This window comes from Pedobacter sp. 22226 (assembly GCF_052045455.1).
In the GTDB taxonomy this organism is placed as follows: Bacteria; Bacteroidota; Bacteroidia; order Sphingobacteriales; family Sphingobacteriaceae; genus Pedobacter; species Pedobacter jeongneungensis.
Genome location: NZ_JBQEPB010000002.1, coordinates 690,784 through 717,394, shown reverse-complemented (window position 1 = coordinate 717,394; position 26,611 = coordinate 690,784). Strand labels below are relative to the sequence as shown.

Below are 26,611 nucleotides of genomic sequence, written 5' to 3'. Positions count from 1 at the left end.
TTGATATGAAAAGATTAACGGTTTTATCTGCGTTAATCATCCCGCTATTTCTTTGTACCTCCTGGGGATTCTTTGCACACCAAAGGATAAACAATCTTGCTGTTTTTACTTTGCCTCCCGGTATGATTGGTTTCTATAAAAAGAACATCAAATACATTACCGAACACGCTGTAGATCCTGATAAACGCAGGTACGCTGATACTTTGGAAGCACCACGACATTATCTTGATGTGGAGAATTATGAAAAAAATATAGATAGCATACCCGAAAAATGGAATGATGCTTTGGCCAAGTATGGCTTAAAAAAACTAAATACTGATGGAATTGTTCCATGGCAGATTCAGCGCACTTATTATAGTTTGGTTAAGGCTTTTAAAACAAAAGATTCAGTTAAAATTTTAAAATACTCTGCAGACTTAGGTCACTACATCGGCGATGCCCACGTACCGCTGCACACTACTGCCAATCATAACGGACAGCTTAGCAATCAGGTGGGAATCCACGCGTTCTGGGAAAGCCGCTTGCCCGAACTTTTTTCTACCAATTACAATTTTGTTGTCGGCAGGGCGATTTACATCGAAGATCCGTTAAAAGAAGCCTGGAAAGTACTTAAACATACCCATAGTTTAGTTGATACCGTTTTATATTTTGAAGCGGAATTAAATGCATCATTTCCCTCCAAACAAAAGTATAGCTTTTCAGAACGAAACAATACCGTGCTCAAACAATATTCCAGAGAGTATTCAAAAGCCTACCATGACAGGATGAATAATATGGTAGAAAAACAAATGCGTGCAGCCATATTAACCATAGGCTCATTCTGGTATTCGGCCTGGGTTGATGCCGGTCAGCCTGAACTCAAAAACCTGATTAAAACAGATTTATTGCCTGATGAAAAAAAAGAAGAAAAGGACACCGAAAAGAAGTATCAGAACGGTGTGCTTATTGGCCGCGAAATTTAATTATGCTTTCGTATCTCCGTTTTCGATAATCTCTTCAACCTTTTTAGGTTGCAAACGGCTTCTAACCGCTGCCCAGATGGCAGGTACAAAGGTAACCACCGCAATAAAGATAATCACTAACTCAAAGTTATTTTTAATTACCGGAATCTGGCCTAATAAGTAGCCGCCAATTAACAGCGCAAAGATCCAGGTTACTCCACCAATAATATTATAATAGGTAAAACGACCAAATGGCATTTTTGCTATACCGGCAACAAAAGGCGCAATTGTTCTGAAAATCGGCAAAAAACGACTTAACATTATGGCTTTACCACCATGTTTCTCGAAAAATTCGTGCGATTGATGATAATATTTAAGCTTTAAAATCTTGTTTTTCTCTTTAAATACACCGGCGCCTAAAACACTTCCAAGCTTATAGTTCACTGTATTACCTAAAATTGCCGCAACAATTAAAATAACCAGCATCACCCAGATATTTAAACCGGTTTCATGCTCGCCTGCAATAAGGGCACCCATTGCAAAAAGCAACGAATCGCCGGGTAAAAAGGGCGTTACCACAAAGCCGGTTTCGGCAAAAATAATCAGGAATAAAATGAGGTAAGTCCAGGTACGATATTCGTTAACAATTTCCGCTAAATGAACATCAATGTGGAGAATAAAATCTAAAAGCTGCTGTAGTAATTCCAATTTATCTGATTTTGGACAAAAGTATGAATAGTAAAGGGATTAAATGCTTTAAAAATGCAATAAATAATTAGTTAGCAGAAACCAGGCGCATTTGAAGTTCTCCTTTTTTTGATCCGTCAAGTACTATATAATAAACCAGCCCTTTGGTAATGGCAAGCGACTTTGAAGTATTGGTATTGGTAGCAAGCGAATCTAACGTATTTAATAAAGGTTGTGTTGATATTGGATTTTGCAGATTAAAAGAAATTTTAGTTGCCTTTGTTACTTTTACGCTGTGGCTAATTGTATCTCCATATTTCATTATAAACTGCGGAAATGCCTCTCCATCATCTTTAACAATTACATCCGACAATAAAGTGTAACCAAGGTTTATGAATTTCAGCTTAACAACATTTAAATTTTGCTTCACATCATCCTTATAAACATTCAGCACTGGTGCATTTGTTGTTTTTGTGCGCGTATAAAAAATGGAATAATTGGCACCAATATCAAACTTCTGAGTAGTACTGGCCACATCAACGCCGGTATTTATATTTCTTGAGGTTATGGTATAGCTGGAATCTCCGGCTACCACAATATAATTGCTATTAGAACCATAAACTGTAGAGGCACCCGATTGAATACCTCTTAAGAAAAAATTTTGTGTGGTATCGGTAACAGCAGCCTGAAAATACCTGATTTTGGCATCTCCTTCAATAAGATTATTATTCTTAATGCAGGAGAACATCATTAATACAGGAAAAAACAAAAAAAGTATTTTAGGAAATATAAAACGGGTATTTTTCATATAAAATCGCTGATGCTAATAAAACGTAAAGATAACAGAAACGATATGATTTTGTTAAAATTAATTATCAGTGATAATATGTGCATCTAAAGTGGCTGCAGTTGTACCGCTAAACCAAATGGTATATATTTTGCCGCCTTCTAAACTGGTTCCCTCAATGGTTTTAACACTCCCTGAGCCTACTACATTATACCTTAAATTCATCCCGGCATCTACTGTAAAATAGTTAGATGCTTCTTTAAAAAGCAAACCGTTAACAAATTGGGTGCCTGCCTGTACCATCACGTTTATTCCTGTGGTAAAATTAGGTGTGAGGTTAATGAGTTTAATTTTTGCTTTGGTGCTTTCGGTATTGCTCAGGTTATCTTCATAGCTTACAATTTCAAGCTCACCTTTTTTATTGGTAACCAGGAAAGTGGTATAGGTAATAGATGGGGTAAAGTTTAAAGATGTATCGGTAGTGGTGTTATTAGTGCCGGTATAAGAAACGCTCCTGCTGCCCGAAGGTACTTTCAAATATTCGCTGGTTTCGCCAAAGGCTAAGGCAACCGTAGTGAGTTTTTCGTTATCCATATAAACATCCTGGTGCACATCAGCAAGAGAGGCATTAACCATTTTTACCTTGGCCTGCCCTTTGGCTACCTCACCACCATCATTCTTTTTACAGGATGTTAAGCCAAATGTAGCCAGCGAAATAAATAAAATCAGTGATTTTGAGAGATAAGTATAGATTTTCATAGGTTGGTTAGTTTGTTGAAAACAAAAATGGCTTGGTCAAAAACCAAGCCATTTTCTATGAAAACTAAAATAATAGTAGATTTTAGTAACTGTTATTTAACATTACCGGCATTACCAACATTAAAACATCTTCATTTTCATCATTAGTTTGCGGAATTAAAAGACCAGCCCTGTTTGGAGTAGAAAGTTCTAAAGTAACTTCATCACCACTTAAATTGCTTAACATTTCGATTAAAAAACGTGCATTAAAACCTATTTCAAGGTCTTCTCCGTCATATTGACAGCTTAAACGTTCGTGAGCTTCGTTTGCGAAATCCAGATCTTCAGAAGAAATATTTAATTCGCTGCCACTGATTTTTAACCTTACCTGGTGCGTAGTTTTATTGGCAAAAATTACAACCCTGCGAAGTGTATTTAAAAATAATCCCCTGTCTATAATTAATTTATTAGGGTTGTTTGTTGGAATTACTGCCTCATAATCTGGATAGCGCTCGTCTATTAAACGACACACCAGATTGATATTTTCAAACTTAAAGAAAGCACTGGTTGCGTTGTAATCAACTGATACATTGATATCTGTAGAGGGCAAAGCGGCTTTTAAAAGTGTTAAAGCTTTTTTAGGAAGAATAAATGAAGTTGCTTTATCTGCCTTGCTATCCATACGGCGGTACCTCACTAATTTATGAGCATCTGTAGCTACAAAAGTGATGTGCTGAGGAGATAACTGACAGAAAACACCCGTCATTGCCGGACGAAGTTCATCGTTACTTACTGCAAAAATGGTTTTGGTAATGGCTTCAGTTAGCACTGATGCTGGTAAATTTACCGAAGAAGCATTTTCTACGACTGGAATTTTCGGAAAATCATCACCATTTTCGCCACTCAGTTTATATTTACCGTCCCCGGCGCTAATCTCGATGGCAAAAGTGCTGTCATCAATATTAAATGCAATCGGCTGATCTGGTAAGGTTTTAAGCGTATCTAATAAAATTTTTGATGGAACCGCTACTTTACCTTCTTCTTTTGATTCTACAGCCAGTGCAGTTGTCATACTGGTTTGCAGATCGGTAGCAGAGATAGTTAAGTTTCCATCTTTAATTTCGAAAAGAAAATTTTCTAATATAGGTAAAACCGTGCTGCTGCTTGAGGCACCATTTACAGTTTGTAAGTGTTTTAACAGAGTTGATGTGGATACAATAAATCTCATGATATCATTTAGTCTTCTTCAAAAATATAAAAATTATTTAGCGTACTTGTATTTGCGGTAATAATGTTGAAAAATCGCAAAGAATATTAACAATAACAAGGGCGCCACCACATTTATAAACTGCCATTTGGTTTTTTCGAGTTTAATTTTGGCTTTATCCAATAATCTGATTTTTACTTCTTTGTTCCGGAGAGCAATCAGGTTATCCTCGTCGGTAAAATAATCGACTATATTTAACAAAAGGGCCTTATTGCCAAAGGTCCGCTGCGAATAACGGTCGAAACCCAATGGAAAAGGTGAACCATCTTTTTCAGAAACCTGATTTTTAAATACATCACCATCACCAATGATAATCATTTTACCTGGTTTACTGGTTATCGCTGTAGTAAAAGGCGCTGTTATGCCAGCAGGTAAAGGTCGTCCGGCAAATACGGAAGGAAAATTCCCTTCCAGCAATATCCCAACATTTTGCGGCACACTCTGAAATTCTTTCGGATTTAACTGCTCTGCAACCATTTGCAAACTGAATGGCTTTGGTGTATTATACACTTTATTATATGGAGAAGTGCTGAGTATGTATGATTTGGTTACCCCTTTAGCTCCTATCGTATCAACTGTACTTGGAAATTCCGATTTGATGCCATCCAGGTTTTTAACTACACTGTGGATGGTATCAGGAAGTAAAATCGGGTAATAAATCCATGGCAGTAATTGCATTTGCCCCTGCCCTCCAACGGCACCGGTTGAAACCGGAATTTCGGCACTGTTTGCCGGGTCGGCGATAATATTGTAATTAATCCTGGCGCCATACATAAAAAGCATGTCGTCGAGGTTCAGGTTATTGTTCGTGGCCATCTGTCCGCCCCGTCCTCTTAAACTGTCCAGCTCAGCCGTAACCTGATCGATACTCCAAAGTACCTTTCCACCATTCATCACAAAATAATTGATTTTGTATTTTTCTGTTTCGGTAAAAGGCTTTTTCGGCTTGGCAATCACCATCATATTAAGCTTATCCAGTCCTTCTTTGGTAATCGTATTTAAATCGACCCTGCCCACCACATAATTATTGGCTAATGAAGCTCTTGCGTCATACAGCTGCAAATCAGAGAGTTCCCCATTCGATTCTGTAAAGCCGATCCGGGGATTGTAGCCATTGATTACTTTTTTTAAACTGGAGGTTAACGTATATTCCAGATTTTCTATAGACCTGTTAATATTTTCTTCATAACTGCCTGCCACATTGAAATTTTGAAGCAACTTAACCGGCATCTGTTTGCCATTGCTTTCAATCATCGCCATTGGAACAACAAGTTTTTCAGTTGATCCGCTTTCTGTTTTTAAGGTAGTCCGGGTGGCTTCGATGCCATTTTGAGCGAGATTGTAAATTACGGTATCCTGCTCCTGGGTACTTAATCCTGCCAAAGGATCGACATAAACTAATTTAAAATCTGCTTTTGAATAAGCTTTATAATCAGATAAGATATCGCTTACCGCAGCCTGCAAACGTATAAAAGCCGGAGGCAATTCACCTTTTAAAAATACAGTAACAATTACCGGTTTTTCATTTTTCTCGAGTAATGATTTTGTTTTTTCACTCAGGGTAAAGCGTTTATCAGCCGTGAAATCGAAACGGTGGAAGACATAAGCGCCCAACACATTTATAACGATCAATACGGCTACTACGACAATAAAATTAATCCATTTATTCTGCTGCTTCATTATCGTTTCCCTCTTATAATTAATTTGGTGAGCAACAAAAACAAAACAGAGAAAGTGATAAAGTAGATCAGGTCCCTCGTATCTAAAACGCCACGGCTGATGGAGGTATAATGCTGGTTAATACCTAAATTGGTGATGGTACTCTCAATGGGTTGAAAAGCTGCAATCTGACTGGTATAATCGAAACCCAAAAAGAAAAATGCACATAAAGCGGCGCAAATCACAAAGGCAATCACCTGGTTTTTGGTTAATGCTGAGGAAAATATGCCAATGGCGGTAAAAGCTGCACCCAACAAAAATAAGCCGGTATAGGAACCAATAACCGAACCTGAATCGATATTTCCTTCCGGGAAACCAAGTTTCGAAATGCTGTAATAATAAACTACCGTGGGGATTAAAGCAAAAAGTACCAGTACCAAACTGGCCAGGTATTTCGCTACCACAATCTGCCAGATTTGTATTGGCCGTGTAACCAGAAGTTCGTATGTTCCTTCTCTTCTTTCTTCTGCAAAAGAGCGCATGGTAATGGCCGGAATAAGGAACATAAAAAGATATGGCACCAGACTGAAAAATCCGCTGAGTTCGGCATAACCATAATCAAGGATCGATGTATCGGGGAAAAACCAAAGCAACAGCCCCGAAACCAATAGAAAAACGCCGATGGTAATATAAGCAACCATCGAACTTAAGAAACTGAATAACTCGCGTTTAAAAACTGCGTACATGTGCTATTAAAATGCCGAAGTTAACCATTTATTCCTGCAAATTTAAAAGGACTGTAATTAAATGAATGTATTATAGACTATGAATATAACTTAAACATAAAGCTAATCGATTTAGTTCAAAATCTCTCCGCTACGCGTTGCTTCGGCAGAGATGATAATTTTATGACTATGGTAGCCTGTCGAAGTACCTGCTTAAATAAGCTTTAAGGTGTTTCGACAGGCTCAACATAATAACCTCTTTAAAAAAATTTTTATTTATTTAAAAAGAGAATCCAACACCGGCAGATAGCACCCTATTTGTTACTTTTGACACATTTGAATCTGAATAATCAAGGTTACTCAAACCTAAACCATAACCTGCATGGATGTTAAAACCATTACTAAGCTGGTAACCCGCCAGGAAATTAACACCAAAATCACCTCTTTTCATCGTTCCGTCTTTTCCGAATTTGATATCCTCTTCTCCTGATTCTGTCATCGTGCTACCCCCACCACTTAGCGTAGCAGTAGATTTGTTTTTTCCGCTGATGGCCATTGCATAATACGGACCTGCACCAATAAAGATCTTTCCGCTACCGAGCGTAAAATTAAATACTGCGTTTACAGGAAGTTCAATATACATTGTACTAATTTTTGAGTTAGCAGTAGCTGTATAAGTATTTCCAAGCTCAGCGTTATAATAAGAAAAATCTGTTTTCCCACCCTTACCAACTAAAGATAAACCAGGCTGAACTGAGAATATATCCGAAACAGGAATATCAACCGTTCCACCAACATAAAACGAGGTACTCATTTTTTGGCTATAGCCCTGGTTTTCTGTACCCGATACACCAAAGGTTGGAAATGTTACACCTGCTTTTACACCGATTTTGATGTTGTAGTTTTGAGCTGAAGCTGCAAAGCCAAGGCTTGCAACTGCTAATAGAGATAGCATTAATTTTTTCATCTGATTTTTTTAAAATTGTTTTTTTAGTTTCCGTGTTTCTGCCTGTTTTGCAAAAACATACAATGATAGTAAACTAATTTAATAGTTTAATGAATTTTATTTCTGTAACCCTAAAATGATAAGTTTTTTATAAACAGCAAAGCCCCCAATTTCTTGGAGGCTTTGAAATAATTTATAGTTTAAATTACAAACCGAATGCAAATGCAGCACGTAAGCCAATAAAGCCGGTAGAACCGCCATTACCTGACCAGTTTTCGTAACGTAAACCGAAATCTAAACTAGATTTATCAGCTACAGAGAACGATGCGCCTAAAGTTGGTGCAACAGCAAACAAAGTACTACCACCAGTTTCAGTACTAATTGCAGCACCTAATTCACCAGCACCATAAAAGTTACCACCAAAATAGTATTTGGCACCAGCTTTTAAAGGTACAACACCATAATTTGTTTTTAATCCTAATGCCTTAAGAGCATCTTTAGCATCACCTGTTACCATTAATGAAAGATAACCAGCAGAGCCAGTTAAGCTTAAAGATTTGGCTACCGGATGCTCATACTGTAGTGATCCACCTACGATTAGTGTGTTCGAATTTTTTTCAGTTGGCAAACCGAATTCAGCACCAATGCTTAATTTTTGAACCGCGCCTTCTGTTTGAGCTGAAGCTGCAAAGCCTAAACCTGCAACCATTAATAAAGATAGTAATACTTTTTTCATTGTTTTTTTAAATTATTGTTCGTTAATTATTTCGGTTTTTAGACAATCATGATGCCAAAAACGTTACTAATAAATTCCAAAACAAAAATCTTGAGCCATAAAAACCTGATTAACTGAAAGTTATATCATTAATATTTTTATTCTAAAACGTTGTATTAAGTTGTAAGTGACGGGAGTTTGGTATTTTTGACTAATAAATAAAACAATTAAGCACACCAATTGTTTCAAAGCCCAAACAAATAGGCAAACCTGATCCCAACAAATCCTTTACTGTCAGATTTGTTCAGTCCGATCATATTATTTTTGCCTGTCCATGCTTCGTAGCGGATGCCTAAATCGAGTTTATTTCCTCCTGAAAGCTTAAACTGATTGCCAATGCCAGGCGACCAGGCAAATAATGTTTTCTGATTTTTATTTAAAGGCAATGCCGCTCCCAACTGTCCTTGGGCATAAAAACTTTCGCCTAACTGGTATTTTAACCCGGCTTTAAGCGGAGCATAAGTTAAATCCTGCACATTAAAAAGTTGGTTCCGCCGGCCAAAGAAATTCATAAAACCTGCGTTTAAAGTTAAAGCAAAATTTTCTGTAACAGGAAAATCAGCTTTTACTGATGCGCCAGATCCAATTCCTGAAAGATTAGAAAAATTGCCTGATGGTAAACCAATTTCGGCACCAATGCCTATGTTAGCGCTGTTTTGAGCTTTTAATAGTGTAGGACTGGAAAATAAAAAAGCAATAAGTAAGATCTTAATTTTTGAGCTAAGCATGAAAGGTTAAGCAGTAAGTTTTCTGAAAATATCTTCTAATGATTGTTGCTGGTGAGCTTTTTTTAAACCTTCAAGCGAGTTATTAGCTACAATTTTACCTTTGCTGATGATGATGATATCGTCGCAAATGGCTTCAACCTCCTGCATAATGTGTGTAGAGATAACAACCGTTTTAGCAACACCCAAAGTTTTGATCAGCTGCCTGATATCGACCAACTGGTTCGGATCGAGGCCGGATGTTGGTTCATCTAAAATTAAAACCTCCGGGTTATGGATGATGGCCTGCGCCAGTCCTACCCTCTGGCGGTAACCTTTAGATAACATGCCGATTTTTTTATGCTGTTCTGGTGTTAAACCAACCATTTTAACCACTTCATCAATGCGTACTGTTAAATTTTCGATTTTATAGGTCTGTCCAACAAAGCTTAAAAACTCTTTTACATACATATCAGCATAAAGCGGCGTATTTTCCGGAAGGTAGCCAATGTGCTTTTTCGCTTCTAGGGCCTGTGTTGTGATATTTTTACCAGAAATTTCAGCTTCTCCTGAAGTAGGCGCTAAATAACCGGTAAGCATCCGCATAGTGGTAGATTTGCCAGCTCCGTTTGGGCCTAAAAAACCCAGAATACGACCAGGTTTAGCCTCAAAACTAATGGAATCAACTGCTTTTTGCTCACCGTAGTGTTTAGAAAGATTTTTAACTGAAATACTCATTTTATGTTTTTTACCACAGATAAACACAGATTTAAAATTACCTATTCTGAAGCTAATTAATATGTTTTGCCACAGATTGCATAGATAAACACAGATTTTAAAACTGCCAGATCTCTTTTCATCCCTTTTATCTGTGGTTAATTAATATGCGTTGAACTTATTTTTTTATTGTACCTGAATTTATCCAGCTCTTCTGATGCCTGAGGCAGGTTATCGCCCGATAAAATATCGGCACCATTGTTTACGAGATGATAATACACATTTTTAACAGGACTTGCCTTGGCACTTTTATCAATATTGCCCATGGTACCTAAAATAGTGGTGATGCCTTTGCTGTGCAGGTATTGGTAAAATTCTTTATCGGGTGCAGCAACACCAACAAAAGCAACGATCCGGTTATTGGGAATGCCCATGTTGTTTAATCTTTTCAATTCAGCTTTCTTTTGCACAGAGGCCGAAATCATCAATTCTGGTGCCAACTGATGCACTTCTTTTGCCTGCTCAGCGGTATAGGTAATGATAATTGAATTGCTTTCTACTTTATATTGCCTTACTTTTTCGATCACTTTGGCATAGGAAACACCTTTTTTCAAATCGATGGTTAACAAAACCTTGCCTTTACTCCAGCTAAGCACACTATCCAAAGCAGGGATCTTAAATTTGGTTTCATTGCCTTCAGTATCTTTAAGGTTAAAAGCTTTTAATTCTTCGTAGGTATAATTGCTTACTGGGCCTTTTCCGGTTGAAGTTCTATCCAGCTGGTCATCGTGCATAATCACCATCACCGAATCTTTGCTGTAAGCAATGTCAAATTCGATTACCACCGGGTTGTAAGTAGTGGCATTATCAAAGGTTTCGATACAGTTTTCAGGAAAATCAGGCATCGGGCCGCCACGGTGCGCACTGATTAAAGGGAAACGATTTTCAGGCGACCATTTTAAGAACTGGTATAATTCTGCAGTGCTACTAAACTTAATATATTGATGGCTTTTTTCTTTTGATTTGCACGAGCTAAACACAGCAATAATAACCAGGAATAGTAAGTGATGGAATTTCATGGCTCAAAAGTAGGAAAAAATGGAAGATGGAAGATAGGTTAACTGTAAATATAGGTTAACTGGTTAATTGTTGAAATCGGTTAATCGTAGGATAGGCTAATTGTAAATATAGGTTAACTGGTTAATTGTGGAAATCGGTTAATTGTATGATAGGCTAATTGTAAACATAGGTTAACTGGTTAATTGTTGAAATCGGTTAATCGTGGAACCGTACCAGTTAACCAGTTTATACAATTTAAACAATTAACCCAACTGAACTTCATACGCAGTTAACCAGTTTATACAGTTTAAACAATTAACCCAACTGAACTTCATACGCAGTTAACCAGTTTATACAGTTTAAACAATTAACCATACTGAACTTCATACGCAGTTAACCAGTTTATACAGTTTAAACAATTAACCATACTGAACTTCATACACAGTTAACCAGTTTATACAATTTAAACAATTAACCCAACTGAACTTCATACACAGTTAACCAGTTTATACAATTTAAACAATTAACCCAATTAAACAAACATAACCCCATTATGCAAATCCATTTTTAATGGCGAAAACAGCCAATCCTACACGGGTTTTAAGTTCCAGTTTTTCGCATAACTGATCGCGGTAACTCTCCACTGTACGTGGACTGCAAAACATTTTATCGGCTATTTCTTTGTAGTTGAGTTCGGTAACGGTATATTTTAGAAATTCTTTTTCTCTGTCAGAAATTTTGATTTCGCTGTCTTTGTTTTTATTTAAACTGGAAAAAATGATTTTTGATGCCCAATCGGGATAAAAAAAACCATTCGCATTTAACCTGGTCAGCGCATTTTCGAGTTCTGCCGGATGTGCATTTTTGAGCAAGTAGCTCGTAGCACCGTTGCTTACCATCTTGATTACGCTTTTTTCTTCGCCCTGCATGCTTAAGGCCATTACCTTTATATCAGGCTTATGCTCTTTTAACCAGCTTACGGTTTCAAAACCATCCATTATGGGCATGCTGATATCTAAAAGGATAATATCTGGAATTTTGCAATTGCTTTCAAACTTATCAATAAGGTCTTTCCCGTTTTCACATACATAAATCACCTCAAAGGCTGCAAAGTTATTAATAATGCCCTGCAGCGCTTTCGCAATGAGGATATGATCATCAACAACAACTATTGTTTTTTTCATGATTGTTTATCTAGTAAAATGGTAAGTGTGGTACCAAAATTGGCTTTGCTCTGCAGGTTAAAATGCCCGCCAATGATTTCGGCCCTTTTTTTCATGTTTTTTAAACCAATGCCATCTGCTGTTAACCCGGCATAATCGAAACCCACTCCATCATCCTGTATGCGTAATGCCAAAAAAAACTCGGGAGACGATTTTAACCTGATGGTGATGTTATTGCAACGGGCATGTTTTAAGCTATTCTGAAAAAATTCCTGCGTAATCCGTAACAACACGTTCTTTTTTACAAATTCGAGGTCAATTTTTGCGAAATTATGCTCAAAAGTTACTTTACACTTTTTTAAGGCATTAATGTGATTTACTTCTTCCTGTATTAAAGTTACCAATTCATTTTCAATTACATTATCGTTGGTGAGGTTTTTTGATAAACTTCTTAAATCCTGTAACGACGAATTAATGATCTGATAAATCTGTTCAATCCTTTCATTTTCCTGTGGCACCTTATTTTCGTACACCAACTGCTGGGTGTAAAGACTTACCAGGGTTAATTTTTGTCCGATGTTATCGTGCAGCTCACGCCCGATCTGCTGCATCGTAGCCTGTTGTATTTCTAACTGTGTGGTTAAGAGTTCTTTTTGATGCATCTCGTTAGTAATCTCGATTTCTTTCAGGTATTCCCTCTTCCGCTGTTTATATTTTTTGATATAAACCATAACGGCCACCACAAACAGCACAAAAAACAGGTTAAACAGGATAATGGTAATTAAGAGTTCTGTTTTCCCCATATAAATGAAATTGAGAATAAGACATACATTACAATACCAGAAACAAGGAAGTAATCATAATAAACATTCCACATCGGATGATATTTTACCAATAAGTAATAGAAAGTCCAAAATGGCAAAGTACCAATATAAAATAGTGTTACGCCCAAATTGATATAAAACATCCTGTTCTTGTTAAAATTAATAATATCGGATGAGGTAATCTGTTTATAATATTCCATCAGCACCAAAACCATTAAAATAAGGCATCCAAAGGTGTAATTAAATGAAAAGATAATCTTACTTCCTTTAAAGTAAAATTCGCTGGGGATAAAGGAGATTAAATATAATAAAGAAAAAATGATGAACAGGCCTCTTTTCTTTAAAGATTGAACAGCATACAGCCAGTAAAAAAAGAGGAACTGTAAAGGAATTACTAAATAATTATAAAACTGCGCCTTTGAGAAGGTCATCCAATTTTCACCATATTTACCAAAAAGCTCGCACATAAAAATAAAGCCCAGGTAAAATACAAAGTACTTCCAAAGGTTATTTGCCGCGTTTTTAAAATAGTAAAAAATAGAAATTACAGCAGCCAATCCTTCTACCCACAGGAGTGCATTGCTTAAAAATGTTTGAAAGCCCGACATATTTTGCTAATAAGTTTCCTGTACTGCCTCGGCTGGAGGGATCAATTGTCCGTGGTTTTGTGCCATTACCTGTCCCGACTGATCATCATTTCTGGTAGAATCCATGGCCATCAATGCCACAGGACGTTGTTTTTCACGTTCATTTATTAAATAGGTCGACTCATCTAAAGGATTAAAATCATAATCCTGGCAACTTCCATTGCTGATTTTCTTTTTCAAAGTTGGAATCATCACAAGCGTATGTTTCCCGGCATAATCTTTTCCAATCGATTTTTCATTTTCAAAGTTTTCCCATTCACTTTCTTTAGGATATGCAGCATAATAAAAACGTACACCCAGGGCACCTATACCAATACCCGGGTTTCTCTTTTTGGTTTGGTATTCGATATCGGCAATAAATTTTTTAAGTGTTTTTAAGCCGAATGAAACCGAATGGGCATCATTTAAACCTAATGTGCTGTTAATGGCATCCAGATGGTTATTCCGGTACTGGTTAACCATTTGTTTAATTGTTCTGGCATCCATCGTATTGGGCTGGCTCCTCTCTTCAGTTTTTATTAAACCGGTTAGTTTTTGTACCAGATAAAGCACGAGTGCGCCGAATAAAAATACGATGGCATAAATAAGGAAATCTTTCATGTTCATGATTGGTTTGGTTCTGATTAAAGTTAATGTTAATTATCAAAAGTGATAAAACTTTTAACCATAACAGATGGGGTTTTCCCCATATTTTCCTGTTGTTTTTACTGCATTTTATTTTGTTGCATTTACTACTGGTTTTTAGTGTTTTACCTAATGTTTTTCCAGGGCTGTTACTTCAATTTTGGGTAATATTTAACAACCAGAAATATAAAAGGAAGAAGCCGAAAATCCTGAATAAAGTAGGCAGTATTTAAACCTTGAAAACCATGTCGAAAACCTCAAAAAAAGAAGAAAAAGTAGCGTACACAGCAAAATCTGAACCCTATTAATTTTTAAACTAAATCAATCACACCAATTATTATTTGGCATTAAACAAAACCTAAAATCATGGAAAATTTTAAAGAAAGAAAATTAATCTCGGTAAAAGAACTGCAGAGGGTAAAATCACTCACCCTTGAAGTTGATGAAAACAGCCACATTACCATCGGTCCGAATGAAAAAATGTTTTCAGATGCTTTACATTATGTATCTGTTAAATCATTTGAAGACCTGCAGGAATTGAGCATAATTCCGCAAGGTTTAAGCAAGGAAAATGTCTTAAGAGCCATTTCTGATGACGATGAAGAATCTTTAGCAATTGCGAAAAAAGACTATAACTTTTCAAAACAAAGTGACTGTAAATGTCACGATCATGTGGAGCATTCGTTACAAACCCAGTTCAGGAATATCAGAAGGAAAAGCCACTTTCAGTTAGCAAAACTACTTACCAGTTATTACGGCAAACAGATTTTATGGGACGACTTTGAAGCCGTACATGCCTATAAAATGACCACGAATTTATTAAAGAACCCGCGGTTTGGATTAAATATAGTGTATTTTGCATTAGATGACATCATCATCAATACCAATTCTACGCTAACCGTTAATTCTGGTACCGATCTTATTAAAGGCAGAAACCTGGTAATACATACAAACGGAAAAATGGAGATAAAATCATCCTACCTTTTCTTAAAGTGTAAAACTGCAAAAGCTTATTCGAACAAGCTTGAAAGCCGTTCTGCTTCAATTTTAACAAGTAAATAAATAAAAAATTAGCTTAATAAAATTCATATTAACATGCATAATATTATTTTAAACGGTACAGATGGAGCTGTAGGTTTCACCGGGCCAGAAGGATTAAATGGTGGTTTAGGTATTAATGGTAACAAGGCAAACTGCCCATGGTGTTGCGATGATGATTGTGCCGAATTAGGTGGACCTGGCGGGCCAGGCGGACCTGGTGGCAATGGTGGGACAGGCGGACCTGGTGGAGCCGCTGGAAATTTCAGGTTAGAAGTAGAAATATACTATGGGGGTTTTAACATCTCCAGCGTTGGGGGTAAAGGAGGAGATGGTGGCACTGGGGGCAAAGGCGGAACCGGTGGTAAAGGAGGTAAAGGCGGCGACGGGGATGACTGTGAGTTAGGGAGACACGGCGGAAATGGAGGACATGGCGGTAAAGGCGGAGATGGCGGTTTTGGCGGCCCGGGTGGCAGAGGCGGCGATATTTCTATTGTGATGAAACACAATCAATCCGGAAGCGCTCAGATTCCTATGCAAACCAATGGAGGCGCAGGTGGCCGGCCGGGAGTTGGCGGCTCGCAAGGCTTGGCAGGGCAACCCGGAGATGATGGTAAAACAACAGGCACTTTTTCTAAAAGCAGCGATTGCAAAACCATGGGACCGGTTCCAGGCTGGGGTTCAGAAGGAGGTGTTGGCGTTTCTCCAGTTAATGGGGTTGGTTCAAACGGTACGGAAGGAATTGTAAGTATTATTACAACAGGCACCGATACACCCCCTACTCCATAAAATTAATCAGAATGAACGTTTCTCGTCAAAGATCGGTGTTGCATTTAGCGGCGCCGATTTTTTTTTACCCCATAAAGTTAAACATCAATATTTTTACAGGATTGGCCACTTAAACCTGATTGCAGCGGGCACGATCCCGATTTTTCATCGGGAGAAGTAAAGCGTAAAGCAGGAACCACGCAACCGACCGGCACTACCATTGCTTTTCTCAATATTTTTAACCATCTGCGACATTTAAGAACATATAAGCTAATTGGTGAGGATGCTTTTCGTTTTTTCTGACGATCTTTAGTCACCCGGCGGACATCAAAGTTTTATGTTTCACGATAGTTTCACTGTTCCTTTAAAGCTGATCAAAAACCTTTTACCTTTTACCGCTTACCTTTTACCTTATTTATTATCTTTGCTGCATTATGGCTCAAAAGAATAACGACGAACAATTTAAAAATGTAATATCACACGCTAAAGAATACGGTTTTGTATTTCAGAGCAGCGAAATATACGATGGCTTAAGTGCTGTTTACGATTATGGCCAATTGGGTGCCGAATTGAAAAACAACATTAAAACATACTGGTGGAAAGCCATGGTGCAAATGCACGAAAACATTGTAGGAATTGATTCTGCAATTTTTATGCACCCTAAGGTTTGGAAAGCCAGCGGACACGTAGATGGTTTTAACGACCCGATGATTGATAACAAAGATTCGAAAAAACGTTATCGTGCCGATCAGTTACTGGAGAATAAAATTGATGAATTATATTCGGAATTAGCGAATTTCAGTGCAGAAAACAAAGCTAAATTTGAGGAGTTTCAACAGGAAATACTGGGTTTAAGTGATGAAGGACAAGCGGCCTGGATTCCAGGATTTAAAGATGAGGCAACCATTTTAGACCATGCAAAATATCCATTTGTTGATGAAGCAAGCTGGAGATTTGTAAAAAAAGGCCTTGCACTTAAAATAGAAATGAACCTGGCACTTAAATCGGAAAATTTAGCACAGCTAAAAGATTTAATTGTTGATTATAAAGTGATCTGCCCGATTTCAAAAACTTCAAACTGGACAGATGTACGCCAGTTTAACCTGATGTTTAGCACACAGTTTGGTGCAATGGCCGAGGGCAGCGATGAAGTTTATCTTCGCCCGGAAACGGCTCAGGGTATTTTTGTTAACTTTTTAAATGTTCAAAAATCAGGAAGGATGAAAATTCCTTTCGGTATTGCGCAGATTGGTAAGGCTTTCAGAAATGAGGTAATTGCCCGTCAGTTTATTATGCGGATGCGCGAGTTTGAGCAAATGGAAATGCAATTTTTCGTTCGTCCGGGTGAAGACACAAAGTGGTTCGAATACTGGAAAGAAGCACGTTTAAAATGGCACAAGGCTTTAGGCACCAATCCTGAAAAATACCGTTACCACGATCACGTTAAACTGGCGCATTATGCCAATGCAGCAACCGATATCGAATTCGAATTCCCATTCGGCTTTAAAGAGGTTGAAGGAATCCACAGTCGTACTGATTTCGATTTAAAGCAGCATGAGAAGTTTTCTGGAAAAAAAATGCAGTATTTCGATAACGATTTAAACGAAGAAGGTAAACCTTATGGCAATTATATTCCATATGTAATAGAAACCTCTATCGGTTTAGACCGCATGTTCCTGTTAACCATGATTAATGCTTTTGAAGAGCAGGATTTAAGCACCGAAGATAAACAGGACAGCCGTACTTTATTGCGTTTACACCCTGCTTTGGCACCATATAAAGTGGCTATTTTCCCACTGACCAAAAAAGATGGTTTACCGGAAAAAGCACGTGAAATTATGGATGAACTGAAATTTGATTTCAGCTGTATTTATGAGGAGAAAGATGCGATTGGTAAACGCTACCGCCGTCAGGACGCCGTAGGTACGCCTTTTTGTATCACGGTTGACCACCAAAGTTTAGAAGATAATACGGTTACCATCCGCCACCGCGATAGCATGGAGCAGGAACGTGTAGCCATTGCCGATTTAGCCGGTATTATTGGTAAAGCTACCAGCTGGAAAGCATTGCTGGCATAAAAAATATAGATCCGTCATCTCGAAAGGAGAGCAACGAAGCCGGGAGATGTAACCCGAGATAGATCTCTCCACTCCGCGGTGCTTCGGTCGAGATGACGACAGTTTTATCAAGTCGCAGGTTTTACCCCTGCGACTTTTTTGTGATTTTTTTTGTGGAATAACAAACTTTAGCTCATCTATTTTACATGATAAAAATCAGCAAAATCATTTTTGTTTTTCTTGTTCTGAGCCACATAAGATCTAATGCTCAGTTTTTGCCTACAGCAAATATTTCCGAGTATAGAAAGGAAAATTCTGTTGTTTATAGAAATTTAAAAGATAAATATGATTTTATATTATCATATCATGTATCTGGCGGCTGGAGCGCTGATGACACCACTACTTTCCAGATATTGGCCTTAAAAAATAAGACCTGGAAGAAAATTTTTCTTAAATCTTCATTACGTACCCCCTCAGGAACAGTAAAAGTAACGGAGGTAAATTTCCAAAAAAAGAAAGCAAAACTGTTAATGAATCAATTAACTAAATTTGGGTTTTGGTCACTTAAAAACGATTCGCTTAATATTAAAGAAATTAAACCTAAAATACCAGCAGAAAATTTTGTAAAAAACGATACCGTAATGGTTGTTGCCGATCGGATAAGAAGATTCTCAGTTGTTGATGGAACTACTTACCATTTTGAAATCATACAAAAAAACAGACTAACTACATATAGTTGCGAAAGTCCTGACACTTACTTAAATGTTTTTCCTGAAATTAAATCTACCTCGATTTTTATTAAAACTATAAAAGCTTTTGAAAACGCTATCAAAAACCAGTAATGAATTTAGCCGGACATTATAACAAACTTTACACAGAATCGATTGCCAAAATAGCCAATGGTGATTATGAAACTGATCCTCTAATTGACGATAAGACTGATAATCGTTTCGGCATTACCCTGGTAATCAGACCTGATGCCGCAACAAACCATAACATTCAGCAATTTTTAAGCGAAGCTAAAGCCATTGACCCTGATCAGTATTATTATCAAAATGCAGATATCCACATCACTTTAATGTCTATCATTTCCTGTTATAACGGTTTTAGTTTAAAGGATATTGAGGTTCAGGATTATATCGATATGATTAAAAAGGTCTTGGTCAGGCATAAGGGTTTCAGGATTCAGTTTAAAGGCCTTACAGCATCACCATCGTGCATTTTAATTCAGGGATTTTTAACCGATACGCTAAACAAAATCAGGAACGATCTGCGTAAATCTTTTAAAAGTTCTGATCTGCAGCAAAGCATTGATAAACGGTACACCATCCAAACGGCCCACTCTACCGTAATTCGTTTCAGATCGGAACTAAAAAATCGAACTGCACTGATTGATCTGATAGAAAAATACAGGGATTTCGATTTTGGAACTTTTGAAGTCAAACAGGTCGAACTGGTTTATAACGACTGGTATCAGCGGGAGAAATTCGTTAAAAAGCTGCATATCTTTTCATTAGACCTTAACTAAATTTTTTATCTTCGCATAAATTTATTAACCATAACAAATTAACCCTCGTGAAATTACCTTTTAAACTATCCTTCCTGGCATTGATATGCCTTTTAATTACTTCATCCTGCAAAAAAGAAATCGATTACCATCCCGAGTGGGATTCATCCTCTATGAGCGGAAAAGTTGATGGCGTTTTAGTGCAATGTACTATAGCTAATGCCCAGGTTTACAACGTCGGTGGAAATATAAGCGCACAAATTTCGGGTTATAAGGGTACCACCGCATTTACCTTAATAATCAGCAATTTTAAAGGTGTTGGCACCTATAGTTTATCCGACAACAATCTGGCCTCTTATCTTACAGGCACATCCTTTTCTCAGGATACTTACATCGGAAGTACTGCCGGAAGTATAAAAATAACAAGTTATTTAGCAGATAAATACATTAAGGGTACATTTGAGTTTAAAGGAGAAAATTTATCTACTTCAACAAGTAAAACCATCACCGAAGGGCAATTTAACATCAGTTTGGTTCCGGTTAAACTGCCCGAAACCAATAACAGCACCAATAATTTAAGCGCAAAAATTGATGGTGTCACAATCGGTTTTACCGGCGAAGCAGTAACAACCAATATGCCTGTTATTGGCAATTTACTCAGTATTGTAACCCTAAATGGTGAAAAACGCATGGCTCTTGGCGTTTTTGGTTATAAAGGCGTTGGCACCTATGACTTCTCGACAGACGGAAGCGGAACTTACATGAAAGATCAAACACCTACAGGCTCATTTTCGGCTACAAGCGGCACTTTGGTGATTACCAGCGAAACCGGAGGGAGATTAAAAGGAACGTTTTCTTTTAAAGCACCCAATGAAAATGCAACCATTAATACATCGGTAACAGTAACTGATGGTACTTTCGACCTCCCGTTCAGCAAAAAATAAGGATTAAATTTATAAAATATAAAGCCGCTGATTCTATAACATCAGCGGCTTTTGTTTTTACAGCGGGTTTTGAGGGTAATCCTTCAGTCACAAAGAACAAATGCGGTAATGTAATTTCATTATCAATCGCCTGAATGGTATATTTGTTTAGCGATCAAAATCATTGATATGAAAATCCCACAGAAGTTTTTTGCCCGTCGACATGAAATTGCAGCAGATTATTTAAAAGAATTAGATAAACACCTTGATGACATTGTATCTGGCCGTGCGACAGAAATGTTTGAGGTGAGAGATTTTGCCGATCTAATCCATGTACATCCAACTCATTTAAGTAATACCATTAAAGCTGCTACCGGCCATTCGCCATGTTTCTTTTTCGAAGAGCGCCTGATGGAAATTTCTAAAGCCATGCTGCAAAATGTGAGTATGCCCATTGCAGAAATTGCGAGGATATTAACTTACGATCCATCTAACTTTACCAAGTTTTTTAAACACTTCGCTGGTCAAACCCCAAAACAGTATCGGGAGGCTTATTTCGCGTCTTTAGCTACGAATAAGGAAATTGTCACCATATAAAACTTAAACAGTCACCATTTTTACTTAAGCTGTCACCATTTTTACAGCCAATTTCCATCTAATTTTGTTTTACAAATAAAAAGAAAATGGAAACACAAAATAAAATTGCCCTGGTAACCGGCGGTAGCCGCGGATTAGGAAAAAACGCTGCGCTAAAAATTGCAGCCAAAGGACTTGGTGTAATCATCACCTATCAATCTAAAAAAGAAGAAGCAGAAGAAACTGTTAACGAAATTAAAAAATTGGGCGTAGCAGCTGCTGCCCTACAGTTAAATGTTGGCGATTCTAAAACTTTTGATGCCTTTTTCAACGAAGTTAAAACTGTGCTTAAATCTGTTTTTAATGCAGAGAAATTCGATTTTTTGGTCAATAACGCAGGGATTGGTATTCATGCCTCATTTGCTGATACGACGGAAGAACAATTCGATACTTTGGTAAACATCCATTATAAAGGGGCTTACTTTTTAACCCAAAAAGCCTTGCCTTTGTTAAATGATGGCAGCGGAATCATTAATGTTTCATCCGGACTGGCGCGTTTTGCCACACCAGGTTATGCGGCTTATGCCTCAATGAAAGGTGCCATGGAAACCCTAACAAAATACCAGGCAAAAGAATTGGGTGCCAGAGGAATCAGATCGAATATTATTGCACCGGGCGCTATAGAAACCGATTTTGGAGGTGGAATGGTGCGCGATAACGACCAGCTTAATGCAGGTATAGCTGCCAATACAGCGCTAGGCCGTGTGGGTTTACCTGACGATATTGGTGGCATAGTAGCATTTTTATGTACCGAAGATGCAAGATGGATTACCGCACAGCGCATTGAAGCCTCAGGCGGTATGTTTTTATAAACTTTTAGCATTTTTTTACCACGAAGGCACAAAGACTTTTTTCTTTGTGCCTCGTGTCTTTGTGCTTAATTTTTATCTTTTAGGCATTCAGCATCAGCCACTAAACGCCCATCGCCGAACAAAATCTCTAAGCAGAAAATAAACCGCATCAATTGGCGTTATCCATGAAAACCATCAGATGCGCAAAATACTTCTACCTGCCCTTTTACTTTTCTTTTTTATCAACAGCGCAAATGCCCAAAAATGGACAGATGCCGAATTCCGCAGGGCCAATACCGCTGCAAATGCTTCTTATTTAACCAACGAAGAGAAAAATGTGGTAATGTATATGAACCTGATCCGCATTGATGGCGAAAAGTTTTATTATACGTTTTTAGAAGATTACATCAATAACTATAACGCCAAAGTAAAGCAATATAGAAACTATAACGAACTGCGCATTACCCGGAACAACCCCTACTATACCTCTTTATTAAAACATTTACGGGGCATTAAAAATCTGCAGGTATTTTATCCTGATGATAAACTCACTTCTTTAAGCCGCAGTCATGCACAGGATTTAAACCGGAACAATCTCGATACACACGAAAGCAGCAATGGCGATAAATTTTCGAAACGTTTATCTAAATATTTCCCGAACAAGGCCATGAGTGAGAATATTGATTTCGGCTATTCAAACAGCCTGGATATTGTTTGTCATTTATTGTTAGATTGTGGTGTTCCATCGCTTGGTCACCGGTTTAATTTGCTGGATCAGAAATACAAGCTGAACACCGTTGGTGTGAGCATACAGCCCCATCCATCGTACAGCTGGTGCGCAGTGATTGATTTTGTGGCACAACCAGCAGCTTATACCAACAATGATTAAAAAGCTTAAATGATCTTATTCGGGTGCCAATAAAAATTTAATTGTAAATTGCGCCCCAAAATAACAGAACAGTTTTAAATAATGCGTAACGCCATTTTAGCCTTAATAGATTTTTTTTATCCTCCATTTAAAAAATATATTTCTTTACATAATTTCAGATATCTGGCAACCGGTGGCGGCACTTTATTACTAGGCATTTTAAGCTACTATTTTGCTTATTTTTTTATTTTTCAAACAGAAGAAGTCAATTTTGGTGTAATTGTGCTGCAAAGGGAAACAGCTTCGCTGCTGGTAGATTATGCTGTGGCTATCCCAACCAGTTTTTTGCTTAATAAATATATCATATTTACGCACAGCGAATTAAAAGGCAGGGTACAGCTTTTTAGATTTTTAAACCTTCAGTTTATCAATATTTTGGCTAATTACGTGTTATTGAAGTTTTTACTGGAACTTTTACGCGATTATCCAACGTTATCAATGCTTTCGCGGATTGTTGTTTCGGTTCTAATGGCCTTATTTAGTTATCTGTATCAACATTACTTTACTTTCAGTGTGAAGAAAATCGGGAAAAAAGATTAATATCTTTTTGCCACACCTGGCCGATAATTCAGGCGGGGATGCACTGATTAACACGGAATAGTAGTGGCACACAATGCCTAACCCATTTGCTTCATATAATTTATCGTTTTTTGGAAAGCAATTACGGTGCTAATTGGTTTTTACAGCCCCGCCTTTGCTTCAAGTCCGCACCTCGTTCCTCGGTTTACGGGCTTTACGCAACAGTCGGGTTTAGGTGGACACAATAGTGTTACTATTTGGGTTTTTATAGCAAATTGCAAAGAAAACCAGGTTCATCAGCACTAGCCTTCGTAAATAAACGGGATGGAAGCGGCATACTTTTGCGGTCATACTGAGGAATAATTTATTTTATAAAAAATAGTCCCGTCATTTCGACTGAAGCTTACCGATTTTTCATCGGTAGCGTAATGGAGAAATCTTTTAAATTTGATTTTAATAGCCTGGTAAACAGACCTCTTCATTTCCTAACCATTAGCCTCCTAATACCAAATCATTTTTTTGGAAAGCAATTACAGTGCTAATCGGTTTTTACAGCCCCGCCTTCGCTTCAAGTCCTCACTCGTGCCTCGCTGCGGGCTTTACGCGCCAGTCGGGTTTAGGTGGGCAAGATATTGCTGCTATTTTCGGTTTTTATAGCAAATTGCAAAGAAAACCGGGTTCATCAGCACAAGCCTTCGGAAATAAACGGGATGGAAGCGGCATCCCCCCGATGTAAAATCGGGAGATATAGCGAACAGCCCGACCGAAGCCTCCCGGTGAAATGCAGCAGCCCCTTTCCTAATCATTTGCCTGATAAATCATTTTTTTGGAAAGCAATTACATTGTAAATCGTTTTTACAGCCCCGCCTTTGCTTCAAGTCCGCACCTCGTTCCTCGGTTTACGGGCTTTACGCTACAGTCGGGTTTAGGTGGGCAAGATATTGCTGCTATTTTCAGTTTTATAGCAAATTGCAAAGAAAACCGGGTTCATCAGCACAAGCTTTTGTAAATAAACGGGATGGAAGCAGCATCCTCCCGATGTAAAATCGGGAGATACAGCGAACAGCCCGACCGAAGCCTCCTGATGAAATGCTGGCCTGGCTTTCCTAATCATTAATAAACGATCAACTTTATCTTCTTCATCCCCTCAAACCTTTATTACCTTATCCTGTTAATTTATGCGGCCGCTTTCTTGCTAAGATAGAAACAACACCCTAACTTAGCTGCCGACCAACTTATTTTCAGAATAACCATGAGCCATTTTAATGATTTTAATAATGCGCAGGTAGCCAAATTGCCCAATCATTTAAAGCAATTTATTGTTGCCCAGAATTACGAAAAATATACACCGATCGATCAGGCCGTTTGGCGTTATGTGATGCGCCAGAATTATAGTTACCTTAAAAATGTTGCTTATTACCCTTATATAAAAGGTTTGCAAAGAGCAGGCTTAAGTATAGAATACATCCCTGACCTGCAAACCATGAACGATAACCTGGGCAAAATTGGCTGGGGAGCAGTAACTGTTGATGGATTTATTCCGCCGGCAGCTTTTATGGAATACCAGGCTTACCGTGTTTTAGTTATCGCAGCTGATATCCGCCAGATTAACCACATCGAATATACACCCGCACCCGATATTATCCACGAAAGTGCCGGCCATGCACCAATTATTGCCGATACCGATTACAATAACTACCTCAGTTATTTCGGATCTATAGGAGCAAAAGCCATGTTTTCGGCAAAGGATTTTGAACTTTACGAAGCCATCAGGAAACTTTCCATTTTGAAGGAGGCGGTAGATGCGGATGAATTTCAGATTGCCAGGGCTGAAAAGGAATTACGCTACATTAGCGAAAATATGGGCGAACCATCCGAAATGGCCCTGCTTGGCCGCCTGCACTGGTGGACTGTTGAATATGGCTTGATCGGAACGCTGGAAAACCCAAAGATTTATGGTGCCGGCCTGCTTTCTTCTATAGGTGAAAGTGCAAGTTGTATGCAAAGCGACGTGATAAAACTTTGGTACAATATTGATACGATAAACTACGCTTACGATATTACCAAACCACAGCCGCAACTTTTTGTAACCGAAACTTTCCAGAACCTGATTGATGTACTGGAAGAATTTGCCAATACCATGGCTTTTAGAAAAGGTGGCGCAGAAAGTATTATGAAAGCCATTGCCTGCAAAAACGTAGCTACAGCAGTGTACAGTTCGGGCTTGCAGGTAAGTGGTGTGTTTACGGATATGGGCATCAACCCCAATGATGAAGTAACCTTTATTAAAACCACAGGGCCGTCTGCACTGGCTTTTAACAATAAACAACTGGTTGGGCACGGCAAAGATTACCATGCTGACGGCTTTTCGTCGCCGGTTGGTCGTTTGAAAGGATCAGAAAAACCATTGGAAGATTATAGCCCGTCAGAATTGGAATCTTTGAACATCATTAAAGGTGAAAAGACCGAACTTACATTTGAAAGCGGAATTAGAGTTGTTGGTAAGGTTAAAGATATGCTCATCAGAGACAATAAAGTAATTTTAATTGCCTTTAATGATTGTACGGTTAGCGAAAGTAATGGAAACGTCCTGTTTAAACCTGAATGGGGCATTTACGACATGGCGATTGGCGAACAAATTGTGTCGGTATTTAATGGCGCTGCAGATAAAGATGCATATGAAGAAATTACGTTGATCAGTGGCGAAAAAACACATACAATTATATATGATGATAAAACCCTGAAATTACATGCTTTGTATAAAAAAGTAAGGGAGATTAGGGAAAGCGGCGAAAACCTTGAAGAACTTGCCGAAATTTTTACAGAACTGAAAACAGATCACCGTCAGGACTGGCTTTGTGCATTGGAAATCCTCGAAATCATTTTCCATAAAAAAATCTATCACCAATTGGAAAAGGAGATCCAGGTTTACCTTGAAATTAAGGCCGGCAAAGAATCAGACCATATGAAATTGATTAATGACGGCTTGCATGTGATTAAAAACCCGGTTAGCCAGCTATTGGTAGAAGATTAATTATCGTCCTCGTTTGTAACGGGGACGGATGAGATTCACATTTGTAATGTGATGTACCTTATTCGAAAAACAAGATTTTTTAATTAAACTTGAATGTGAGTTAGCGATAAAATCGCTGTTCTCAGTAATCCTCGTTACAAACGAGGA

Annotated in this window: 27 protein-coding genes; 12 read left to right on the top strand and 15 right to left on the bottom strand. The window is 38.0% G+C overall.

Annotated features, from left to right (window positions below; genetic code table 11):
• Positions 1 to 5: 5 nt before the first annotated feature.
• Positions 6 to 962, top strand: coding sequence for a zinc dependent phospholipase C family protein (locus ACTJKC_RS06555; RefSeq protein ID WP_440790772.1), 957 nt, complete (start codon positions 6 to 8; stop codon positions 960 to 962).
• Here ACTJKC_RS06555 and ACTJKC_RS06550 read toward each other — a convergent pair whose 3' ends face one another.
• The 15 genes from ACTJKC_RS06550 to ACTJKC_RS06480 form a co-directional block, all read right to left on the bottom strand.
• Positions 963 to 1,649 carry a DedA family protein gene (locus ACTJKC_RS06550; protein WP_440790771.1) on the bottom strand — a complete coding sequence of 229 codons (687 nt, stop codon included), beginning with the start codon at positions 1,647 to 1,649 and terminating at the stop codon, positions 963 to 965.
• Positions 1,650 to 1,716: 67 nt separating this feature from the next.
• Positions 1,717 to 2,436, bottom strand: a complete 720-nt coding sequence (locus tag ACTJKC_RS06545; protein ID WP_440790770.1) for a hypothetical protein — start codon at positions 2,434 to 2,436, stop codon at positions 1,717 to 1,719.
• A gap of 60 nt (positions 2,437 to 2,496) precedes the next feature.
• Positions 2,497 to 3,174, bottom strand: coding sequence for a DUF4397 domain-containing protein (locus ACTJKC_RS06540; RefSeq protein ID WP_344849431.1), 678 nt, complete (start codon positions 3,172 to 3,174; stop codon positions 2,497 to 2,499).
• Between the two features lie 82 nt (positions 3,175 to 3,256).
• Positions 3,257 to 4,381 carry a DNA polymerase III subunit beta gene (gene dnaN / locus ACTJKC_RS06535; protein ID WP_025143176.1) on the bottom strand — a complete coding sequence of 375 codons (1,125 nt, stop codon included), beginning with the start codon at positions 4,379 to 4,381 and terminating at the stop codon, positions 3,257 to 3,259.
• Between the two features lie 33 nt (positions 4,382 to 4,414).
• Positions 4,415 to 6,100: a gliding motility-associated ABC transporter substrate-binding protein GldG gene (gene gldG / locus ACTJKC_RS06530; RefSeq protein WP_440790769.1), complete on the bottom strand. Its 1,686-nt coding sequence runs from the start codon at positions 6,098 to 6,100 to the stop codon at positions 4,415 to 4,417.
• A complete protein-coding gene (gene gldF / locus ACTJKC_RS06525; protein WP_440790768.1) occupies positions 6,100 to 6,825 on the bottom strand; it encodes a gliding motility-associated ABC transporter permease subunit GldF in 726 nt (241 codons plus the stop codon). Before gldF ends, gldG begins: the two co-directional genes overlap by 1 nt.
• A gap of 259 nt (positions 6,826 to 7,084) precedes the next feature.
• Positions 7,085 to 7,771: a porin family protein gene (locus ACTJKC_RS06520; protein ID WP_440790767.1), complete on the bottom strand. Its 687-nt coding sequence runs from the start codon at positions 7,769 to 7,771 to the stop codon at positions 7,085 to 7,087.
• A 184-nt stretch (positions 7,772 to 7,955) separates the two neighbouring features.
• On the bottom strand, positions 7,956 to 8,486 hold the full coding sequence (locus tag ACTJKC_RS06515) for a hypothetical protein (protein WP_344849420.1): 531 nt from the start codon (positions 8,484 to 8,486) through the stop codon (positions 7,956 to 7,958).
• Positions 8,487 to 8,710: 224 nt separating this feature from the next.
• The gene (locus tag ACTJKC_RS06510) at positions 8,711 to 9,253 is read right to left on the bottom strand and encodes a hypothetical protein (RefSeq protein ID WP_440790766.1); all 543 of its coding nucleotides are present in this window, start codon (positions 9,251 to 9,253) and stop codon (positions 8,711 to 8,713) included.
• 6 nt (positions 9,254 to 9,259) lie between these two features.
• The gene (locus tag ACTJKC_RS06505; protein WP_440790765.1) at positions 9,260 to 9,967 is read right to left on the bottom strand and encodes an ATP-binding cassette domain-containing protein; all 708 of its coding nucleotides are present in this window, start codon (positions 9,965 to 9,967) and stop codon (positions 9,260 to 9,262) included.
• 137 nt (positions 9,968 to 10,104) lie between these two features.
• The gene (locus tag ACTJKC_RS06500; protein ID WP_440790764.1) at positions 10,105 to 11,025 is read right to left on the bottom strand and encodes a glycerophosphodiester phosphodiesterase family protein; all 921 of its coding nucleotides are present in this window, start codon (positions 11,023 to 11,025) and stop codon (positions 10,105 to 10,107) included.
• A 531-nt stretch (positions 11,026 to 11,556) separates the two neighbouring features.
• Positions 11,557 to 12,189, bottom strand: a complete 633-nt coding sequence (locus tag ACTJKC_RS06495; RefSeq protein WP_344849413.1) for a response regulator transcription factor — start codon at positions 12,187 to 12,189, stop codon at positions 11,557 to 11,559.
• Positions 12,186 to 12,971: a sensor histidine kinase gene (locus tag ACTJKC_RS06490; protein WP_440790763.1), complete on the bottom strand. Its 786-nt coding sequence runs from the start codon at positions 12,969 to 12,971 to the stop codon at positions 12,186 to 12,188. Before ACTJKC_RS06490 ends, ACTJKC_RS06495 begins: the two co-directional genes overlap by 4 nt.
• The gene (locus ACTJKC_RS06485; protein WP_440790762.1) at positions 12,950 to 13,600 is read right to left on the bottom strand and encodes a hypothetical protein; all 651 of its coding nucleotides are present in this window, start codon (positions 13,598 to 13,600) and stop codon (positions 12,950 to 12,952) included. The genes ACTJKC_RS06490 and ACTJKC_RS06485 overlap by 22 nt, the downstream gene beginning before the upstream one ends.
• Positions 13,601 to 13,606: 6 nt before the next feature.
• Entirely contained in the window at positions 13,607 to 14,239 is a 633-nt protein-coding gene (locus tag ACTJKC_RS06480) for a hypothetical protein (RefSeq protein ID WP_440790761.1), read from the bottom strand.
• Positions 14,240 to 14,629: 390 nt separating this feature from the next.
• Here ACTJKC_RS06480 and ACTJKC_RS06475 point away from each other — a divergent pair, with 390 nt between their 5' ends.
• The 11 genes from ACTJKC_RS06475 to ACTJKC_RS06425 all read left to right on the top strand — a co-directional run bounded on the left by ACTJKC_RS06475 (position 14,630) and on the right by ACTJKC_RS06425 (position 26,464).
• Positions 14,630 to 15,325, top strand: coding sequence for a hypothetical protein (locus ACTJKC_RS06475; protein ID WP_344849407.1), 696 nt, complete (start codon positions 14,630 to 14,632; stop codon positions 15,323 to 15,325).
• Positions 15,326 to 15,358: 33 nt separating this feature from the next.
• Positions 15,359 to 16,090 carry a hypothetical protein gene (locus ACTJKC_RS06470; protein WP_440790760.1) on the top strand — a complete coding sequence of 244 codons (732 nt, stop codon included), beginning with the start codon at positions 15,359 to 15,361 and terminating at the stop codon, positions 16,088 to 16,090.
• A 413-nt stretch (positions 16,091 to 16,503) separates the two neighbouring features.
• Positions 16,504 to 18,147 carry a glycine--tRNA ligase gene (locus ACTJKC_RS06465; RefSeq protein WP_440790759.1) on the top strand — a complete coding sequence of 548 codons (1,644 nt, stop codon included), beginning with the start codon at positions 16,504 to 16,506 and terminating at the stop codon, positions 18,145 to 18,147.
• Positions 18,148 to 18,332: 185 nt separating this feature from the next.
• Positions 18,333 to 18,968, top strand: coding sequence for a hypothetical protein (locus ACTJKC_RS06460; protein ID WP_440790758.1), 636 nt, complete (start codon positions 18,333 to 18,335; stop codon positions 18,966 to 18,968).
• Positions 18,968 to 19,654 carry a 2'-5' RNA ligase family protein gene (locus ACTJKC_RS06455; RefSeq protein ID WP_440790757.1) on the top strand — a complete coding sequence of 229 codons (687 nt, stop codon included), beginning with the start codon at positions 18,968 to 18,970 and terminating at the stop codon, positions 19,652 to 19,654. Before ACTJKC_RS06460 ends, ACTJKC_RS06455 begins: the two co-directional genes overlap by 1 nt.
• Positions 19,655 to 19,701: 47 nt before the next feature.
• Entirely contained in the window at positions 19,702 to 20,577 is an 876-nt protein-coding gene (locus ACTJKC_RS06450; RefSeq protein ID WP_440790756.1) for a DUF6252 family protein, read from the top strand.
• A gap of 168 nt (positions 20,578 to 20,745) precedes the next feature.
• Positions 20,746 to 21,153: a helix-turn-helix transcriptional regulator gene (locus tag ACTJKC_RS06445; protein WP_440790755.1), complete on the top strand. Its 408-nt coding sequence runs from the start codon at positions 20,746 to 20,748 to the stop codon at positions 21,151 to 21,153.
• A gap of 86 nt (positions 21,154 to 21,239) precedes the next feature.
• Positions 21,240 to 22,004: an SDR family NAD(P)-dependent oxidoreductase gene (locus tag ACTJKC_RS06440; RefSeq protein WP_440790754.1), complete on the top strand. Its 765-nt coding sequence runs from the start codon at positions 21,240 to 21,242 to the stop codon at positions 22,002 to 22,004.
• Positions 22,005 to 22,182: 178 nt separating this feature from the next.
• The gene (locus tag ACTJKC_RS06435; RefSeq protein WP_440790753.1) at positions 22,183 to 22,872 is read left to right on the top strand and encodes a CAP domain-containing protein; all 690 of its coding nucleotides are present in this window, start codon (positions 22,183 to 22,185) and stop codon (positions 22,870 to 22,872) included.
• Positions 22,873 to 22,953: 81 nt separating this feature from the next.
• Positions 22,954 to 23,451 carry a GtrA family protein gene (locus ACTJKC_RS06430; protein ID WP_344849394.1) on the top strand — a complete coding sequence of 166 codons (498 nt, stop codon included), beginning with the start codon at positions 22,954 to 22,956 and terminating at the stop codon, positions 23,449 to 23,451.
• Positions 23,452 to 24,682: 1,231 nt separating this feature from the next.
• Complete coding sequence (locus tag ACTJKC_RS06425; RefSeq protein ID WP_440790752.1) at positions 24,683 to 26,464, top strand: aromatic amino acid hydroxylase; 1,782 nt, start codon at positions 24,683 to 24,685, stop codon at positions 26,462 to 26,464.
• Positions 26,465 to 26,611 lie beyond the last annotated feature (147 nt).

Coding starts and splice junctions, on each gene's coding strand:
- ACTJKC_RS06500 (WP_440790764.1), bottom strand. CDS start 11,025: ATGAAATTCCATCACTTACTATTCCTGGTTATTATTGCTGTGTTTAGC.
- ACTJKC_RS06480 (WP_440790761.1), bottom strand. CDS start 14,239: ATGAAAGATTTCCTTATTTATGCCATCGTATTTTTATTCGGCGCACTC.
- ACTJKC_RS06505 (WP_440790765.1), bottom strand. CDS start 9,967: ATGAGTATTTCAGTTAAAAATCTTTCTAAACACTACGGTGAGCAAAAA.
- ACTJKC_RS06460 (WP_440790758.1), top strand. CDS start 18,333: ATGATAAAAATCAGCAAAATCATTTTTGTTTTTCTTGTTCTGAGCCAC.
- ACTJKC_RS06490 (WP_440790763.1), bottom strand. CDS start 12,971: ATGGGGAAAACAGAACTCTTAATTACCATTATCCTGTTTAACCTGTTT.
- ACTJKC_RS06485 (WP_440790762.1), bottom strand. CDS start 13,600: ATGTCGGGCTTTCAAACATTTTTAAGCAATGCACTCCTGTGGGTAGAA.
- ACTJKC_RS06475 (WP_344849407.1), top strand. CDS start 14,630: ATGGAAAATTTTAAAGAAAGAAAATTAATCTCGGTAAAAGAACTGCAG.
- ACTJKC_RS06495 (WP_344849413.1), bottom strand. CDS start 12,189: ATGAAAAAAACAATAGTTGTTGTTGATGATCATATCCTCATTGCGAAA.
- gldF (WP_440790768.1), bottom strand. CDS start 6,825: ATGTACGCAGTTTTTAAACGCGAGTTATTCAGTTTCTTAAGTTCGATG.
- ACTJKC_RS06545 (WP_440790770.1), bottom strand. CDS start 2,436: ATGAAAAATACCCGTTTTATATTTCCTAAAATACTTTTTTTGTTTTTT.
- ACTJKC_RS06455 (WP_440790757.1), top strand. CDS start 18,968: ATGAATTTAGCCGGACATTATAACAAACTTTACACAGAATCGATTGCC.
- ACTJKC_RS06430 (WP_344849394.1), top strand. CDS start 22,954: ATGCGTAACGCCATTTTAGCCTTAATAGATTTTTTTTATCCTCCATTT.
- ACTJKC_RS06520 (WP_440790767.1), bottom strand. CDS start 7,771: ATGAAAAAATTAATGCTATCTCTATTAGCAGTTGCAAGCCTTGGCTTT.
- ACTJKC_RS06540 (WP_344849431.1), bottom strand. CDS start 3,174: ATGAAAATCTATACTTATCTCTCAAAATCACTGATTTTATTTATTTCG.
- ACTJKC_RS06555 (WP_440790772.1), top strand. CDS start 6: ATGAAAAGATTAACGGTTTTATCTGCGTTAATCATCCCGCTATTTCTT.
- ACTJKC_RS06515 (WP_344849420.1), bottom strand. CDS start 8,486: ATGAAAAAAGTATTACTATCTTTATTAATGGTTGCAGGTTTAGGCTTT.
- ACTJKC_RS06425 (WP_440790752.1), top strand. CDS start 24,683: ATGAGCCATTTTAATGATTTTAATAATGCGCAGGTAGCCAAATTGCCC.
- ACTJKC_RS06465 (WP_440790759.1), top strand. CDS start 16,504: ATGGCTCAAAAGAATAACGACGAACAATTTAAAAATGTAATATCACAC.
- ACTJKC_RS06440 (WP_440790754.1), top strand. CDS start 21,240: ATGGAAACACAAAATAAAATTGCCCTGGTAACCGGCGGTAGCCGCGGA.
- ACTJKC_RS06445 (WP_440790755.1), top strand. CDS start 20,746: ATGAAAATCCCACAGAAGTTTTTTGCCCGTCGACATGAAATTGCAGCA.
- ACTJKC_RS06470 (WP_440790760.1), top strand. CDS start 15,359: ATGCATAATATTATTTTAAACGGTACAGATGGAGCTGTAGGTTTCACC.
- ACTJKC_RS06510 (WP_440790766.1), bottom strand. CDS start 9,253: ATGCTTAGCTCAAAAATTAAGATCTTACTTATTGCTTTTTTATTTTCC.
- dnaN (WP_025143176.1), bottom strand. CDS start 4,381: ATGAGATTTATTGTATCCACATCAACTCTGTTAAAACACTTACAAACT.
- ACTJKC_RS06435 (WP_440790753.1), top strand. CDS start 22,183: ATGCGCAAAATACTTCTACCTGCCCTTTTACTTTTCTTTTTTATCAAC.
- gldG (WP_440790769.1), bottom strand. CDS start 6,100: ATGAAGCAGCAGAATAAATGGATTAATTTTATTGTCGTAGTAGCCGTA.